We start from the raw sequence: 15,733 nt of genomic DNA on the forward strand, positions 1-15,733 counted from the left end.
TCTCATTTTTTGAAATTCACTGTCCGACATGTGTTGTTAATGTTGATTTTCACCCACTGGATTATGTAGTTGTGTTCTATAATGAGAGTGATGTCCATGAATAATCTCTATTTTTCAGTGATAACACTTTATTTAAGGATTATCAGGCACATTTCTACCGGAGATGGTATTGTCTGAACGCGGATTTTAATTCTTGTTATTTATTTTTATAAAAGGTAATGTCATGAGATAAGGGACTGTATCTAAATATTCCCCATAAATCTTCTTTTCCTGTTTTGTATTTTGATTACGATATCGTTGATATCTGTGACAAGTAAATGATTACCGGTCATCTTAAGCTGGAGGGCATATTTATATGGCAGAACAACATTCATCAGCATGGTCACCTTTACGTAACCGTGTTTTCTTCATGTTATGGATAGCCACACTCTTTTCCAATATCGGGACCTGGATGAATGATGTTGGCGCCGGTTGGTTGATGACTAATTTAAGCCCGGACCCTGTCATGATTGCCGCTATTCAGGCAATGACCACGCTGCCCGTATTCTTGCTGGCGTTACCGGCGGGGGCCATTGCGGATATTTTCGACAAGAGAAAGTTACTTATTCTTGTTAATATTATGATGCTGTGTGCCGCATCTCTGCTCGCAATTATCGTCTATTTTAATGTTGTCAGTATCGGATGGTTATTATTCATCACGTTTATTCTCGGGTCCGGCGCCGCGTTTTTAGGCCCGGCATGGCAGGCCATTGTACCTGCTATTGTTGAACCTCATGAATTAAAATCCGGGATTGCGTTAAACAGTATGGGGATTAACATCAGCCGGGCGATCGGGCCCGCGCTGGCCGGTATTTTGATTTCACAGGTCGGTCTTTATCTTCCTTTTCTTCTGAATGCGTTGAGTTTTATTGCGATTATTGCTGCGGTATGGTGGTGGAAAGGAGAAGAAAAAACGAACGGGAGTCTTCCGGCTGAATCTGTTGTTGCCGCAATGGTTTCAGGTTTGCGTTATGCCCGTTACAGCCCGGAATTAATGAGAACAATAATAAAGGCTGCCAGCTTCTTTGTTTTTGCCAGCGCGTATTGGGCAATGCTCCCGTTGGTGGTGAGACTTTCACTTCAGGGAGATGCAACATTATATGGCGTGTTAACAACCAGTATCGGGATCGGCGCTGTCTGTGGCGCATTCAGTTTGCCCGCGCTGCGTAAGCGACTCAGTGCCGGCGCTCTTATTACCTCAGGAACATTCGGTACTGCTGCCGTATTGCTGATATTCGCCGGAGCAGCATCTCAATATGCCGCCATTTTCGCCAGTATTGTGGCTGGTTTCAGCTGGATTATTACCTTGTCAACGCTCATGATATCAGCCCAGACAGCGCTCCCGGACTGGGTTCGTGCAAGAGGGCTGGCCTTGTACCTGACCGTATTTTCCGGGTCAATGGCATTCGGTTCTCTGGTCTGGGGACAAATTGCCTCGCATACGTCAGTAACCACAGCATTACTTTCTGCCGCAATCGGTATTGTCGTTGTCTGGTTATGCGTATTAAAGGTAAAAATTGACCATGACAATATTAACTTGCAGCATTCAGACCACTTTAGCCTTGCTGAGGACGGTCTTAATGATATTACCGGCCATACCGGCCCGATGCTGGTGTCTGTTTATTATCATGTCGATGCTGAAAAGAATGGCCAATTTATCAGTTTGATGAAAAAGTTAAAAAATATCCGGTTAAGGGATGGCGGTTACGCCTGGGGACTGTTTGTAGTTCCTGAGAAATCCAATGAATTTATTGAAACATTCATGGTGTCGTCATTGGCTGAACATCTGCGTCAGCACGACAGAGCGACTGTCGATGACAGACAAATACAGCAGCAACTGGATGACGTCATTCTGAATAAAAAAGCAACACACTATTTTTCTGCGAGTGTAGCGGAATCCTTTGTCATACAAGAGGAATAAGAATAAGCGTTCAGCTTATACCGTCTGGTGAATAATAGAACGTTGTGGGGCGGCAGGACTGAATCACGCATCATCCTGTCTGCCTCGTGGCAATGTAGAAATGCAAAATCACAAGACGATGGCTGATTGTGGCGGTTTTACTGAACCCGGCAGACGTCAGGAGAGGTATGTATGGTGTCCCCTGCAGGAATCGAACCTGCAACTAGCCCTTAGGAGGGGCTCGTTATATCCATTTAACTAAGGAGACGAGGCGGCACGAGTATAGCGTTTTTTACCCTGCACAGTAAGTATATCGCCGCCTGACTGCTCAAACAGTCGCCATTCAGGACTGTTTTTTCTGCTTTTCCGCCTTCTTTCCGGCACGCAGCCTGGCCTCTTCTTTGCGTCTGGCGCTCATATCATTACGGATCTGCGCATGGCTCATAAGCGCGAAGATGAATGTACCGCCGCAGATATTCCCCGCCAGCGTGGGCAAAGCAAAGGGCCAGAAAAAGTCGCTCCAGTGCAGCGTGCCGTTAAACACCAGATAGAGGATTTCAACCGAACCCACGACGATATGGGTCGTGTCAGCGAGGGCGATAAGCCAGGTCATCAGAATGATCACCACGATTTTTGCGGCGCCGGCAGCGGGAAACATCCATACCATTGTGGCAATGATCCAGCCGGAGATAATGGCATTGGCAAACATCTCGCCAGGGCTGTTTTTCATCACATCCATGCCGATTTTGACAAACGCATCACGCGTTTCTTCGTCAAATATAGGCATATATTCAAAAGCCCATGCGGCGATGCCAGTACCGACTACGTTGCCCAGTAACACCACGCTCCAGAGCCGCATCAGCAGACCCGCGTTGCCCATCGTCGGGTTTTGCATCACCGGCAGAACGGCGGTGACGGTATTTTCAGTAAACAACTGCTGGCGCGCCATGATGACGATGATAAAACCAAAGGTATAACCCAGATTCTCAAGTAAAAAACTGCCGGGGACGCCGTCCAGCTGTACGTGAAAAATACCTTTCGCCAGTAGCGAGGCGCCCATTGAGAGCCCTGCGGCAATGGCTGACCACAGCAGCGCCATAGCGTCACGCTCCAGCTCTTTTTCGCCGTCCTGGCGGATATGTTCGTGAATCGCCATCGCGCGTGAGGGGAGGCGATCCTCGTCGACCTCTATCTTTTTCCCGCGTTGTTTTTCTTCGCTTTCGACTTCGAGTTCGTCACTGTGTTGATCAATTTTCTCTTCGCTGAATTTATCCATTGTGAGACCTCGTGATGAACACATTTGTCTAAAGCGTAGTGGCTTTTATCCGACTGAAGGCAGGGCAAACTCTGAAATCGCAAAAAAGGCGACGCGCGTTTTTACCCGCCCGGTTAGAATGAAACCCGCCATGAGCCAGAGTTACAGGCTATGATCAAATCAACAAGAATCAGTATATAGACATCATTTGACGTGCTGTTACAATCGCTCACACCTAAACAGGCGGATACGGTCTCGTTCCGTCATGGATGGCAATCAGCGATAGCCATAATCAACAGGGAGACATTTATGAAGCTTCGCCTGTCGGCGCTTGCGCTGGGGAGCACACTGCTGGTGGGATGTGCAAGCTCCGGTACAGAACAGCAGGGGCGTTCAGATCCGCTCGAAGGATTTAACCGCACCATGTACAACTTCAACTTTAACGTGTTGGACCCGTATGTCGTTCGACCGGTCGCTGTCGCCTGGCGTGATTATGTTCCGCAGCCTGCCAGAAATGGTTTGAGTAATTTTACCAGCAACCTCGAAGAGCCTGCGATTATGGTGAACTATTTCCTGCAGGGCGATCCCTATCAGGGCATGGTGCACTTCACCCGCTTCTTCCTGAATAGTATTTTGGGAATGGGGGGCTTTATTGATGTTGCGGGGATGGCGAATCCAAAACTACAGCGTGTTGAACCGCACCGTTTCGGCAGTACGTTAGGCCATTACGGTGTGGGGTATGGCCCCTACGTGCAACTTCCGTTCTATGGCAGCTTCACGCTGCGTGAAGATGGCGGTGATATGGCCGATACCCTTTATCCGGTACTCTCCTGGCTCACCTGGCCGATGTCTATTGGTAAATGGACCATTGAAGGAATTGAAACCCGCGCGCAACTGCTGGATTCCGATGGTCTGCTGCGTCAGTCTTCCGACCCGTATATTCTGGTGCGTGAAGCATACTTCCAGCGTCATGACTTCATCGCTAACGGCGGGAAGCTTAAACCGCAGGAAAACCCGAATGCCCAGGCGATTCAGGACGATCTTAAAGAGATTGATTCTGAATAACCACACGAGGCCAATAAAAAAGGTGAGTCAAAAGACTCACCTTTTTTTACGTCTGATGAAAATCAGAACGCGTAGTTAAAGTTCGTACCGAACAGCCAGGCTTTACCGTCAGACTTGAAGGAGTAAGCTGCCGGGCCTTCCCCTTCGGTGAATTTCACGTTCTGACCGTGCATATAGGATGCGCCAACGTCGATAGAAGCATCTTCATTGAAGGCGTAAGTTGCACCCGCGCTCAGCCACAGACGGTCCTGATCGGGAATAGAAATGGAGCGTTTGTTTGCCGGAACCGGGCTATCGTCATACGCGATACCGGTACGGAAAGTCCAGTTCTTATCGTAGTAGTAGGTCGTACCCAACGCGATACGGTACGCATCCTTAAAGCTTTCATCTTTATAGAAGAGCGTCTGGCCATCGTCGCCTTTGGCTTTTAACTCCTGGAACTGGCTCCAGCTGGTATAAGTCAGGCTATAGTGGATAGCCCATTGCGGCGCGACGCGGTTATAACCGGAGATTTCCCACATTTCAGGCAGGTTCAGGGTTAAGGAACCATTCTGTGTTGCGCCGCCAGTGCCGTATGGCAGGCTTGAAAGCCCCATACTGGCGAAAATATTGTTCAGATTTGGGTTAATGGAGCTTTTGTAATCGCCTTCGAAGTCGATTTTCACTTCAGAGCGGTAGGTCAGGCCCCAACGGTTATCTTTGTCGAGTTCATACAGGATGCCTGCGTTCCAGCCGAATCCCCACTCATCACCCTTCAGGTGAGCGATCTGGGAGTCAGGGGAGTTAATGCCATCCGTCCACTGAGAGGGTACGCCTTGTCCAACCAGCTGTTGTGAAAGCACCGGACCGAGGGAACCCGCATAGCGCTCAATTTTAGCCTTCGCGTAAACCGCATCAAAACCAACCCCGAAGCTCCAGCTATTATTCAGGCGATAGGCGCCGCTGAGGTTCAGGTTCACCGTTTGCAGGTCTGTTTTACCGCCATAGATACCGGCTGAATAATCTTTATTGAATTCGGTGGCGAGGCCGTAGTTGGAGGTAATGGATGCCCCCCAACCGAACTGATCGTTGATCGGCGCAACGAAGTGCAGGTTAGGAACCCACGCTGTTGGCGCAATATTATTCGCGTTGGCATTTTGCCCGGTTAAGTTAGAGCGGCCGGTCACATTGACATCTGGATCGATATACACCGCACCCGCAGAGAAGGTGGGGCGATCGAACATCATAATTAACGCTGGGTTGCGGCTAACGTTACCGGCATCATCTGCGATAGCGCCTTCACCCGAATAAGCCCGGCCAAGGCCAGAGGAAGAAAATTCGTTTAACTGAAAGCCTGCAGACCAGGCCTGTGTGGAGACGATTGCCACTGCGACTGCGAGAGCAGACTTTGTAAACAGGGTTTTCTGGCTCATGACCATAACCTCATCGATTTATTTTTATACAAACTATGTTACATGCCGTAACAGGAGCGCGAAGTGTAGGGTCTGAGGTACGACAGAGAAATCAGACCAGTGGCGTGAGTATAGGTCTGACCAGCTGGAATGTTGCAAGTATGTTTATAATATTTTTCAATTGTGATCGTAGAAACGCGATCCAGCTGGCAAATTTGAGGCCTGGCGCACTCACTCGATTGGGCGATTTTTGTTTTAGATCATTTTTAAGTGTGATTTCGGTCACTTATCCCATTTTGCGTCATTAACGACTGGAGAGCCTTTTTCCACGAGCGTAAAATATCCTCAATATTTATCTGGCACCTTGAGTGCAAATACAGAGGAAATCTACAATGAGTAAATGCAGTGCTGATGAAACCCCGGTTTGCTGCTGTATGGATGTTGGCACCATTATGGACAACTCCGATTGCACCGCGTCCTACAGCCGTGTGTTTGAAAACCGCGCGCAGGCCGAAGAAACGCTGGCGGCTCTGACAGAAAAAGCGCGTGGTGTGGAATCTGAACCTTGCCAGATTACATCCACCTTTACCGAAGAAGCTGAAGGCGTGCGTCTGGACATCGACTTTGTCTTCGCCTGCGAAGCTGAAACGCTGATCTTCCAGCTGGGTCTGCGTTAATCCCCTTCTTTGAATGCCCCTGTCAAATTCTGGCAGGGGCATTTTCGTAACCCTCTGTTACTATCCTCTGTGTCTTAGCTCTCACTTTCTGGCGTCTCCGCTTGGCGAAATGTAAAAAATTGGTTAAGACTGTGATCAGGTCAGACCACTTATTTTATTTTTTACAGGGGAATGTTATGAGTCAGGCTTTACCACTGGTTACCCGCCAGGGCGATCGTATCGCCATTGTAAGCGGATTACGTACGCCGTTTGCTCGTCAGGCCACCGCTTTTCATGGCATTCCTGCTGTTGAGTTGGGAAAAATGGTGGTTGGGGAATTGCTGGCGCGCAGTGAAATACCTGCCGAGGTTATTGAGCAACTGGTTTTTGGCCAGGTGGTGCAAATGCCTGAAGCTCCCAACATCGCCCGGGAAATTGTGCTGGGTACAGGAATGAATGTTCACACCGATGCCTACAGCGTAAGCCGGGCGTGTGCGACCAGTTTTCAGGCGGTAGCGAATGTTGCGGAAAGCCTGATGGCGGGGACGATTCGCGCGGGGATTGCTGGCGGCGCGGACTCCTCCTCCGTGTTACCTATTGGCGTCAGCAAAAAGCTGGCGCGTATACTGGTGGACGTCAATAAAGCCCGCTCTACCGGGCAAAAACTCAAGCTCTTTTCCCGCCTGCGTCTGCGAGACCTGATGCCTGTTCCGCCCGCGGTCGCTGAATATTCCACCGGGCTGCGGATGGGCGATACGGCCGAGCAAATGGCGAAAACCTATGGCATTACGCGTGAGCAGCAGGATGCGCTGGCGCATCGTTCTCATCAACGAGCCGCACAGGCCTGGGCCGAAGGTAAACTGGCGGATGAGGTGATGACGACATATGCGCCGCCGTATAAAGAGCCTTTCTCTGAAGACAATAATATTCGTGGCAGCTCTACTCTGGCTGATTATGCGAAGCTGCGCCCCGCGTTTGATCGACAACACGGGACGGTCACGGCGGCGAACAGTACACCGCTGACGGATGGCGCGGCAGCCGTCATCCTGATGACGGAGTCTCGCGCTAAAGAACTTGGCCTGGCGCCGTTGGGCTATCTGCGTAGCTATGCGTTTACCGCAATTGACGTCTGGCAGGACATGCTGCTGGGCCCGGCCTGGTCGACGCCGCTGGCGCTGGAGCGGGCCGGATTAACGCTGGCCGATCTCTCGTTAATTGATATGCATGAAGCCTTTGCCGCTCAGACGCTGGCTAACATTCAACTGCTTGGCAGTGAGCGTTTTGCCCGCGACGTGCTGGGCAGGGCGCATGCGACCGGAGAAGTGGATGACAGTAAGTTTAACGTCCTCGGCGGGTCGATTGCCTATGGACATCCGTTTGCCGCAACGGGGGCGCGGATGATCACGCAAACCCTGCATGAGCTACGCCGTCGGGGAGGCGGTTTTGGCCTGGTGACCGCGTGTGCTGCGGGGGGTTTAGGGGCGGCAATGGTTCTGGAGGCGGAATAATGGACATGACATCGGCTTTCACGCTTAACGTGCGTCTGGATAACGTCGCGGTCGTCTCTATTGATGTCCCCGGTGAGAAAATGAATACCCTGAAGGCGGAGTTCGCGACGCAGGTTCGCGCCATCCTGAAACAGATTCGGGAAAACAAGGCGCTGCGCGGTGTGGTTTTTATTTCTGCGAAGCCGGATAACTTTATCGCGGGGGCGGATATCAACATGATCGGCAACTGCAAAAGCGCGCAGGAAGCTGAAACGCTGGCGCGTCAGGGCCAGCAGATAATGGCTGAAATTCAGGCGCTGTCTGTTCCGGTTGTCGCCGCCATTCACGGCGCGTGTCTCGGCGGTGGGCTGGAGATGGCGCTGGCTTGCCATCGGCGCATTTGTACTGATGATGCGAAAACCGTGCTGGGTCTGCCGGAAGTGCAACTGGGGCTGCTGCCAGGGTCTGGCGGTACGCAGCGATTACCGCGCCTGGTTGGGGTGAGTACGGCGCTGGACATGATCCTCACCGGTAAGCAGTTACGGCCAAAACAAGCGCTCAGGGTTGGTCTGGTGGACGAAGTCGTGCCGCACGCCATTTTGCTTGAGGCCGCCGTGGAACTGGCGATTAAAGGGCGTTCCGCTCAGCGGAATTTACCGGTGCGTGAACGTATTCTGGCGGGGCCGCTTGGGCGCACGCTGCTGTTCCGCATGGTCAGTAAAAAAACCGGGCAGAAAACGCAGGGTAATTACCCGGCGACAGAGCGAATCCTTGAGGTGATTGAAACCGGGCTGGCGCAGGGAAGCAGTAGCGGATACGACGCGGAAGCGAGGGCGTTTGGCGAGCTGGCGATGACGCCGCAGTCGCAGGCGTTGCGGAATATCTTTTTTGCCAGCACCGAAGTGAAAAAAGATCCGGGGAGCGACGCGCAGCCTGGCCCGTTAGCCAGCGTAGGCGTGCTGGGCGGAGGTCTGATGGGTGGCGGTATTGCTTACGTGACGGCCTGTAAAGGCGGCTTGCCGGTTCGCATCAAAGATATTAATGCCAAAGGCATCAACCACGCGCTGAAGTACAGCTGGGATCAGCTTGAAACCAAAGTTCGCCGCCGCCATATCAAAGCGGGCGAACGCGACAAACAGCTGGCGCTAATCTCCGGCTCAACGGATTACCGCGGCTTCTCGCATCGGGATCTGGTTATTGAAGCGGTGTTTGAAGATCTGGCGTTAAAACAGCAGATGGTGGCGGAAGTCGAGCAAAACTGCGCTCCTCACACCATTTTTGCCTCCAACACCTCATCTTTACCCATCGGCGACATCGCGGCTAACGCGGCCAGGCCTGAGCAGGTGATTGGTTTGCACTTCTTTAGCCCGGTAGAAAAAATGCCGTTGGTGGAGGTCATTCCTCATGCGACAACCTCTGCGCAGACGATCGCCACGACCGTTAAGCTGGCGAAAAAACAGGGCAAAACGCCGATAGTGGTCAGCGATAAAGCCGGGTTCTACGTTAATCGTATTCTTGCCCCGTATATCAACGAAGCAATACGGTTGCTGACCGAAGGCGAACGCGTTGAAGCGATCGACGCCGCGCTGGTCAAGTTTGGTTTTCCGGTAGGGCCAATCCAACTTTTGGATGAGGTTGGCATCGATACAGGCACTAAAATTATACCTGTACTGGAGGCCGCTTACGGCGAACGTTTTAGCGCGCCTGCAAACGTTGTTGCCTCAATTTTGAATGATGATCGCAAAGGCAGAAAAAATGGTCGCGGTTTCTATCTTTATGGCGTGAAAGGGCGTAAAAGCAAAAAACAGGTCGACCCTGCAATTTATAGGCTTATTGGTACGCAAGGGCAGAGCCGACTTTCTGCGCAGCAAATGGCTGAGCGGTGCGTGATGTTAATGCTCAATGAAGCGGCGCGCTGCTTTGATGAGAAGGTGATCCGCAGCGCGCGTGATGGCGACATCGGCGCGGTATTTGGTATTGGTTTTCCGCCGTTTCTTGGCGGCCCGTTCCGTTATATGGACACTCTCGGCGCGGGTGAAGTGGTTGCGGTTCTGCAACGACTGGCTACGCAGTATGGCGACCGGTTTACCCCGTGTGAGCGCTTATTGCGGATGGCTGAACGCGGTGAACGTTTCTGGAACAGTGGGGAAACAGACCTGAAGGAATAAGGTCATATCAGGACGAGACCGCACCGAATGACTGTGTGGTGGTCAATTTGTAAACAAAGATTGACTATACTTACGCCATTGAGGTAAAAAACAGCGTTTCATTCGGTGAATGGATAAGGCACAATGCCGGCCACCGCATTTTTATCATACCCGTCGGGGTTTTTGCTAAGAATGTGGGTGATTCTGGTTAACAAAAGCGGTGCAATATGCAAGTTTTTATCATGCGTCACGGCGACGCGGCCCTCGATGCCGCCAGTGATTCGGTTCGTCCCTTAACCTCGTGTGGTTGTGACGAATCCCGCCTTATGGCGAACTGGCTGAAAGGTCAAAAAGTGGATATCGAACGTGTTCTGGTGAGCCCGTTTCTACGAGCCGAACAAACGTTGGATGTGGTAGGGGAGTGTATGAACCTGCCTGGCAATGTGGACGTTTTGCCGGAGCTTACTCCTTGCGGCGATGTCGGTATGGTCAGCGCCTGGTTGCAGACGCTGGCGAATGAAGGTGTCGCATCGGTGTTAGTGATCTCTCACCTGCCTTTGGTGGGGTATCTGGTGTCTGAACTCTGTCCTGGCGAGACGCCGCCAATGTTCACCACATCTGCGATTGCCAGCGTAACGCTTGATGAAAGCGGCAAAGGGATTTTCAACTGGCAGATGAGCCCGTGTAATCTGAAAATGGCAAAAGCGATTTAACGTTATTATCGTCGGTTGGATACCGTGCCTGATGGCGCTTCGCTTATCAGGCCTACAGCCTGCACTGACCCCGTAGGCCGGATAAGGCGCTTGCGCCGCCATCCGGCAACCGGCATTGTCAGGGAAGCTCCGGCGGCAACCACTCTTCTACTTCAATCAATACCAACAGCGCAGCGTCCCCGCCGTACTCTTTTGGCGCCTGATGGAAGGCCATAACGTGCGGATGTTGCGCCAGCCATAACGGCGTTTGTTGCTTAAGAATATGCTTTCCGTGGCCGTGCATCACACAGGCGCAAAAGACATGCTCGCGGCGACAGGCGGCAATCAGCGCCCCCAGCTCTTGTTTGGCCTGTTGTTGCGTCAGACCGTGCAAATCCAGGAACAACTCCGGCGAATAGTCGCCCCGACGCATTTTCTTCAGCTCGAAATGGCTGACGTCGGCACGTACATATTTCACCGGGCCGTCCGTATTCAATAACGGTTGAAATTCATCGGAGAAATAGTGGCTGGCATCAGCCTGCTCCTGTATCAGACGCTTGACCGGGACTTCTGTGATTTTTTTACGTTGCGGTCGGTGGACAATGGTGTCCTGCTTAATCTGGCGGGTGCCGGTCATTAACTGCCGGAACAACGCCTGGTCCTCCTCGCTGAGCGATGTTTTCTTTTTCATTCGAACGTCTCATCTTTTATTTTGCGTTAGTTTACCCGACTCAGGGGACATTCGTTCAGCCAAAACACAATTTTCACGTTCTGGCGCCGCGTGAGTGCTGATTTATCGCCGTCTTCGTGGCAAACTAGCCGCCGAATTTAATGCGAGCATGCCCTGGAGGAATACGTGGATAAAATTTTCGTCGATGAAGCAGTGAGTGAGCTGCATACCATTCAGGACATGTTGCGCTGGGCGGTAAGCCGGTTTAGCGCGGCGAATATCTGGTATGGTCACGGCACGGACAACCCGTGGGATGAGGCCGTACAGCTGGTACTGCCGTCACTTTATCTGCCGCTGGATATTCCAGAAGACATGCGCACCGCGCGCCTGACGTCCAGCGAACGTCACCGCATTGTTGAACGGGTTATTCGTCGTGTCAACGAGCGTATTCCGGTGGCCTACCTGACCAATAAAGCCTGGTTCTGCGGCCATGAATTCTATGTTGATGAACGCGTATTAGTGCCACGTTCGCCGATTGGCGAACTGATCAACAACCGCTTCGCGGGGCTTATCAGCGAGCAGCCGCACCACATTCTGGATATGTGTACCGGCAGCGGATGTATCGCTATCGCCTGTGCTTATGCTTTCCCGGAGGCGGAAGTGGATGCCGTTGATATCTCCAGCGACGCGTTAGCCGTAACCGAACACAACATTGAAGAGCACGGTCTGCTCAACCATGTCACGCCGATTCGCTCCGATCTGTTCCGCGATCTGCCGAAAGTGCAGTATGACCTGATTGTGACGAACCCGCCGTACGTTGATGCGGAAGATATGTCCGATCTGCCGAATGAATATCGTCATGAACCTGAACTGGGCCTGGCGTCCGGCACTGACGGTTTAAAACTGACCCGCCGTATTCTGGGCAACGCGCCGGACTACTTGTCCGATGACGGTATTCTGATTTGTGAAGTCGGAAACAGCATGGTACATCTGATAGAACAATATCCCGATGTACCGTTTACCTGGCTGGAGTTCGATAACGGCGGCGACGGCGTCTTTATGCTGACGAAAGCGCAGCTCATTGCGGCTCGCGAGCATTTCAGCATCTATAAAGATTAATCAACGGTCAACAACACAACAACGATAACGGAGCCGTGATGGCAGGAAATACACTTGGACAACTCTTTCGCGTAACGACTTTTGGTGAATCACACGGGCTGGCGCTCGGTTGTATCGTTGATGGCGTTCCGCCGGGCATTCCGCTAACGGAAGCCGACTTGCAACACGATCTCGACAGACGCCGTCCGGGAACCTCGCGTTACACGACCCAGCGTCGTGAACCGGACCAGGTGAAAATTCTCTCCGGCGTCTTTGAAGGCGTGACGACGGGCACCAGCATTGGCCTGTTGATTGAAAATACCGATCAGCGTTCACAGGATTACAGCGCCATTAAGGACGTTTTCCGCCCGGGCCATGCCGACTATACCTACGAGCAGAAATACGGTCTGCGCGATTACCGTGGCGGCGGTCGTTCTTCCGCCCGTGAAACGGCGATGCGCGTCGCGGCTGGCGCGATTGCTAAAAAATATCTGGCGGAGAAACACGGCATCGTCATTCAGGGGTGTCTGACCCAGATGGGCGATATTCCGCTTGAAATCAAAGACTGGCAGCAGGTTGAACAAAACCCGTTTTTCTGTCCTGATCCAGATAAAATCGACGCGCTGGATGAACTGATGCGCGCCCTGAAGAAAGAGGGCGATTCGATTGGGGCAAAAGTGACCGTCGTGGCAAACGGCGTTCCGGCCGGGCTTGGCGAACCGGTCTTTGACCGTCTGGATGCGGACATCGCTCATGCGCTGATGAGCATCAACGCGGTAAAAGGCGTGGAGATTGGCGATGGGTTTGATGTGGTCGCGTTGCGAGGCAGCCAGAATCGCGATGAAATTACCAAAGAGGGCTTCCTGAGCAACCATGCGGGCGGTATTCTCGGCGGTATCAGCAGCGGGCAACAAATTGTTGCACATATGGCGCTGAAACCCACTTCCAGTATTACGGTGCCGGGACGTACGATTAACCGCTTTGGTGAAGAAGTCGAGATGATCACCAAAGGGCGTCACGATCCGTGCGTTGGGATCCGCGCCGTGCCGATCGCTGAGGCCATGCTGGCGATCGTGCTGATGGATCACCTTCTGCGTCAGCGCGCGCAAAATGCGGATGTAAAGACTGATATTCCACGCTGGTAATCAATGAAAAAAACGGCACTCGCGTTGCTGGCTCTTCTGGTCAGCAGCGCCAGCCTGGCGGCGACGCCCTGGCAGAAAATTACGCATCCTGTTCCCGGAAGTGCGCAATCCATCGGCGGCTTTTCGAATGGCTGCATTGTTGGGGCAGACACGCTTCCCGTGCAGTCCGAACACTATCAGGTGATGCGTACCGATCAGCGCCGCTATTTTGGTCATCCCGATCTCGTGATGTTTATTCAACGACTGAGCACTCAGGTCAGCAATCTTGGGTTTGGAACGGTGTTGATCGGCGATATGGGGATGCCTGCGGGCGGGCGGTTCAACGGCGGACATGCCAGCCACCAGACCGGGCTCGATGTTGATATTTTTCTGCAACTGCCGAAAACACGCTGGACGCAGGCGCAGCTACTGCGACCTCAGGCAATTGACCTGGTCTCCCGCGACGGCAAACATGTGGTGCCTTCGCTGTGGAAGCCGGAAATTTCCAGCCTGATCAAACTGGCGGCGGAAGATAACGACGTCACGCGTATTTTTGTTAATCCTGCCATTAAACAGCAGTTATGCCTGGATGCCGGAACCGACCGTGACTGGTTGCGTAAAGTGCGACCCTGGTTCCAGCATCGTGCGCATATGCATGTACGATTACGTTGCCCTGCCGACAGCCTGGAGTGCGAAGATCAGCCTTTGCCTCCGCCTGGCGATGGATGCGGCGCAGAACTACAAAGTTGGTTTGAACCTCCTGAACTTGGAACAACAAAGCCTGAGAAGAAGACACCGCCACCGTTGCCGCCTTCCTGCCAGGCGCTACTGGATGAGCATGTACTCTAATGGACAATTTTTTAAATCTGTTTATGGTGTCCCCGCTGTTATTGATTGTTCTTTTTTTCGTGGCAATGCTGGCTGGATTTATTGATTCGCTGGCGGGGGGAGGCGGCTTATTAACGATCCCTGCATTAATGGCGGCAGGCATGTCGCCAGCACAGGCGCTGGCGACCAATAAATTGCAGGCCTGCGGCGGCTCACTCTCCGCGTCAATCTATTTCATTCGTCGCAAAGTGGTCAATCTTGCCGATCAGAAACTCAATATTCTGATGACGTTCATTGGCTCAATGAGCGGCGCGTTACTGGTGCAATATGTCCAGGCGAGCATTTTGCGGCAGATTTTACCGGTGCTGGTTATTTGTATTGGCCTTTACTTCCTGTTGATGCCGAAACTCGGCGAAGAGGATCGTCAGCGTCGGCTTTATGGCCTGCCTTTCGCGCTGGTCGCCGGGGGCTGCGTCGGATTCTACGATGGCTTCTTCGGCCCGGCTGCCGGATCGTTTTACGCGCTGGCGTTTGTGACGCTGTGCGGGTACAACCTGGCGAAATCCACCGCCCATGCCAAAGTGTTGAATGCCACCTCGAATATTGGCGGCCTGTTGCTGTTCGCTATTGGCGGTAAAGTCATTTGGGCGACAGGTTTCGTGATGCTGATTGGCCAGTTTCTGGGCGCTCGTATGGGCTCGCGACTGGTGTTAAGCAAAGGACAGAAGCTCATTCGCCCGATGATTGTCATCGTCTCTGCGGTGATGAGCGCCAAACTACTTTATGATAACCACGGACAGGAGATTCTCCACTTGCTGGGGATGAACTAATGAACAGTACGCATCATTACCAACAGCTAATTGATATTTTTAACGGCTGCTTTGCCGACGATTTTAATACCCGTCTGATTAAAGGCGATGACGAACCGGTCTATCTTCCTGCTGATGCGGACGTGCCGTACCACCGGATTGTTTTTGCGCACGGCTTTTACGCCAGCGCGCTGCATGAGATTTCGCACTGGTGTATTGCCGGAAAGGCGCGTCGTGAGCTGGTGGATTTTGGTTACTGGTATTGCCCGGATGGGCGTGATGCGCAAACCCAAAGCCAGTTTGAAGACGTGGAAGTGAAACCGCAGGCCTTTGACTGGCTGTTTTGCGTGGCGGCGGGTTATCCGTTTAACGTCAGTTGCGACAACCTGGAAGGGGACTTCGAACCGGATCGCGTGGTATTTCAGCGCCGGGTTCATGCCCAGGTGATGGAGTACCTGGAAAAAGGCATTCCTGAACGCCCGGCCCGGTTTATTAAAGCGTTACAGAATTATTATCACACGCCTGACATTACGGCGGAACAGTTCCCGTGGCCGGAAGCGCTCAACTGAGGC

General features: G+C 52.4%; 14 protein-coding genes and 1 tRNA gene. 11 read left to right on the forward strand and 4 right to left on the reverse strand.

Features of this window, described 5'->3' with window-relative positions; genetic code table 11:
* Positions 1-355: 355 nt before the first annotated feature.
* Positions 356-1,960 (forward strand): MFS transporter, encoded by a 1,605-nt coding sequence (locus OGV82_RS11845; RefSeq protein ID WP_052194464.1) that lies wholly within the window; start codon positions 356-358, stop codon positions 1,958-1,960.
* Between the two features lie 172 nt (positions 1,961-2,132).
* Here OGV82_RS11845 and OGV82_RS11850 read toward each other — a convergent pair.
* Together OGV82_RS11850 and OGV82_RS11855 are read right to left on the reverse strand one after the other, a co-directional pair.
* Positions 2,133-2,207, reverse strand: a tRNA-Arg gene (locus OGV82_RS11850).
* A 75-nt stretch (positions 2,208-2,282) separates the two neighbouring features.
* Positions 2,283-3,215 carry a formate/nitrite transporter family protein gene (locus OGV82_RS11855; RefSeq protein ID WP_012131426.1) on the reverse strand — a complete coding sequence of 311 codons (933 nt, stop codon included), beginning with the start codon at positions 3,213-3,215 and terminating at the stop codon, positions 2,283-2,285.
* Positions 3,216-3,503: 288 nt separating this feature from the next.
* Here OGV82_RS11855 and mlaA point away from each other — a divergent pair, with 288 nt between their 5' ends.
* Positions 3,504-4,259 (forward strand): phospholipid-binding lipoprotein MlaA, encoded by a 756-nt coding sequence (gene mlaA / locus OGV82_RS11860; protein ID WP_024130145.1) that lies wholly within the window; start codon positions 3,504-3,506, stop codon positions 4,257-4,259.
* Between the two features lie 62 nt (positions 4,260-4,321).
* Here the strand turns inward: mlaA and fadL are convergent, their stop codons facing one another.
* Positions 4,322-5,671, reverse strand: coding sequence for a long-chain fatty acid transporter FadL (gene fadL / locus OGV82_RS11865; protein ID WP_024130146.1), 1,350 nt, complete (start codon positions 5,669-5,671; stop codon positions 4,322-4,324).
* Between the two features lie 371 nt (positions 5,672-6,042).
* Between fadL and OGV82_RS11870 the strand changes: the two genes are divergently transcribed.
* From OGV82_RS11870 to sixA, 4 genes are all read left to right on the forward strand, one after another.
* Positions 6,043-6,327, forward strand: coding sequence for a YfcZ/YiiS family protein (locus OGV82_RS11870; protein WP_024130148.1), 285 nt, complete (start codon positions 6,043-6,045; stop codon positions 6,325-6,327).
* A 176-nt stretch (positions 6,328-6,503) separates the two neighbouring features.
* Positions 6,504-7,814 (forward strand): acetyl-CoA C-acyltransferase FadI, encoded by a 1,311-nt coding sequence (gene fadI, locus OGV82_RS11875; protein WP_101744044.1) that lies wholly within the window; start codon positions 6,504-6,506, stop codon positions 7,812-7,814.
* Positions 7,814-9,961 carry a fatty acid oxidation complex subunit alpha FadJ gene (gene fadJ, locus OGV82_RS11880; RefSeq protein WP_047462278.1) on the forward strand — a complete coding sequence of 716 codons (2,148 nt, stop codon included), beginning with the start codon at positions 7,814-7,816 and terminating at the stop codon, positions 9,959-9,961. The genes fadI and fadJ overlap by 1 nt, the downstream gene beginning before the upstream one ends.
* A 206-nt stretch (positions 9,962-10,167) precedes the next feature.
* Positions 10,168-10,653: a phosphohistidine phosphatase SixA gene (sixA, locus tag OGV82_RS11885; protein WP_047462281.1), complete on the forward strand. Its 486-nt coding sequence runs from the start codon at positions 10,168-10,170 to the stop codon at positions 10,651-10,653.
* A gap of 118 nt (positions 10,654-10,771) precedes the next feature.
* Here sixA and smrB read toward each other — a convergent pair whose 3' ends face one another.
* Positions 10,772-11,323 (reverse strand): endonuclease SmrB, encoded by a 552-nt coding sequence (smrB, locus tag OGV82_RS11890; protein WP_012131437.1) that lies wholly within the window; start codon positions 11,321-11,323, stop codon positions 10,772-10,774.
* A gap of 165 nt (positions 11,324-11,488) precedes the next feature.
* On the opposite strand from smrB, the gene prmB reads away from it, so the two are divergent.
* From prmB to OGV82_RS11915, 5 genes are read left to right on the forward strand one after another with little or no spacing between them, the layout of a single operon-like run.
* Entirely contained in the window at positions 11,489-12,421 is a 933-nt protein-coding gene (gene prmB, locus OGV82_RS11895; RefSeq protein WP_012131438.1) for a 50S ribosomal protein L3 N(5)-glutamine methyltransferase, read from the forward strand.
* Positions 12,422-12,459: 38 nt separating this feature from the next.
* On the forward strand, positions 12,460-13,545 hold the full coding sequence (aroC, locus tag OGV82_RS11900) for a chorismate synthase (protein ID WP_012131439.1): 1,086 nt from the start codon (positions 12,460-12,462) through the stop codon (positions 13,543-13,545).
* 3 nt (positions 13,546-13,548) lie between these two features.
* A complete protein-coding gene (gene mepA, locus OGV82_RS11905) occupies positions 13,549-14,373 on the forward strand; it encodes a penicillin-insensitive murein endopeptidase (RefSeq protein ID WP_101744043.1) in 825 nt (274 codons plus the stop codon).
* Positions 14,373-15,182, forward strand: a complete 810-nt coding sequence (locus OGV82_RS11910) for a sulfite exporter TauE/SafE family protein (protein WP_012131441.1) — start codon at positions 14,373-14,375, stop codon at positions 15,180-15,182. Before mepA ends, OGV82_RS11910 begins: the two co-directional genes overlap by 1 nt.
* A complete protein-coding gene (locus OGV82_RS11915; RefSeq protein WP_012131442.1) occupies positions 15,182-15,730 on the forward strand; it encodes an elongation factor P hydroxylase in 549 nt (182 codons plus the stop codon). Before OGV82_RS11910 ends, OGV82_RS11915 begins: the two co-directional genes overlap by 1 nt.
* Positions 15,731-15,733 lie beyond the last annotated feature (3 nt).

It is taken from the genome of Citrobacter sp. CK191, from assembly GCF_030333435.1.
Taxonomy (GTDB): Bacteria; Pseudomonadota; Gammaproteobacteria; order Enterobacterales; family Enterobacteriaceae; genus Citrobacter_B; species Citrobacter_B koseri.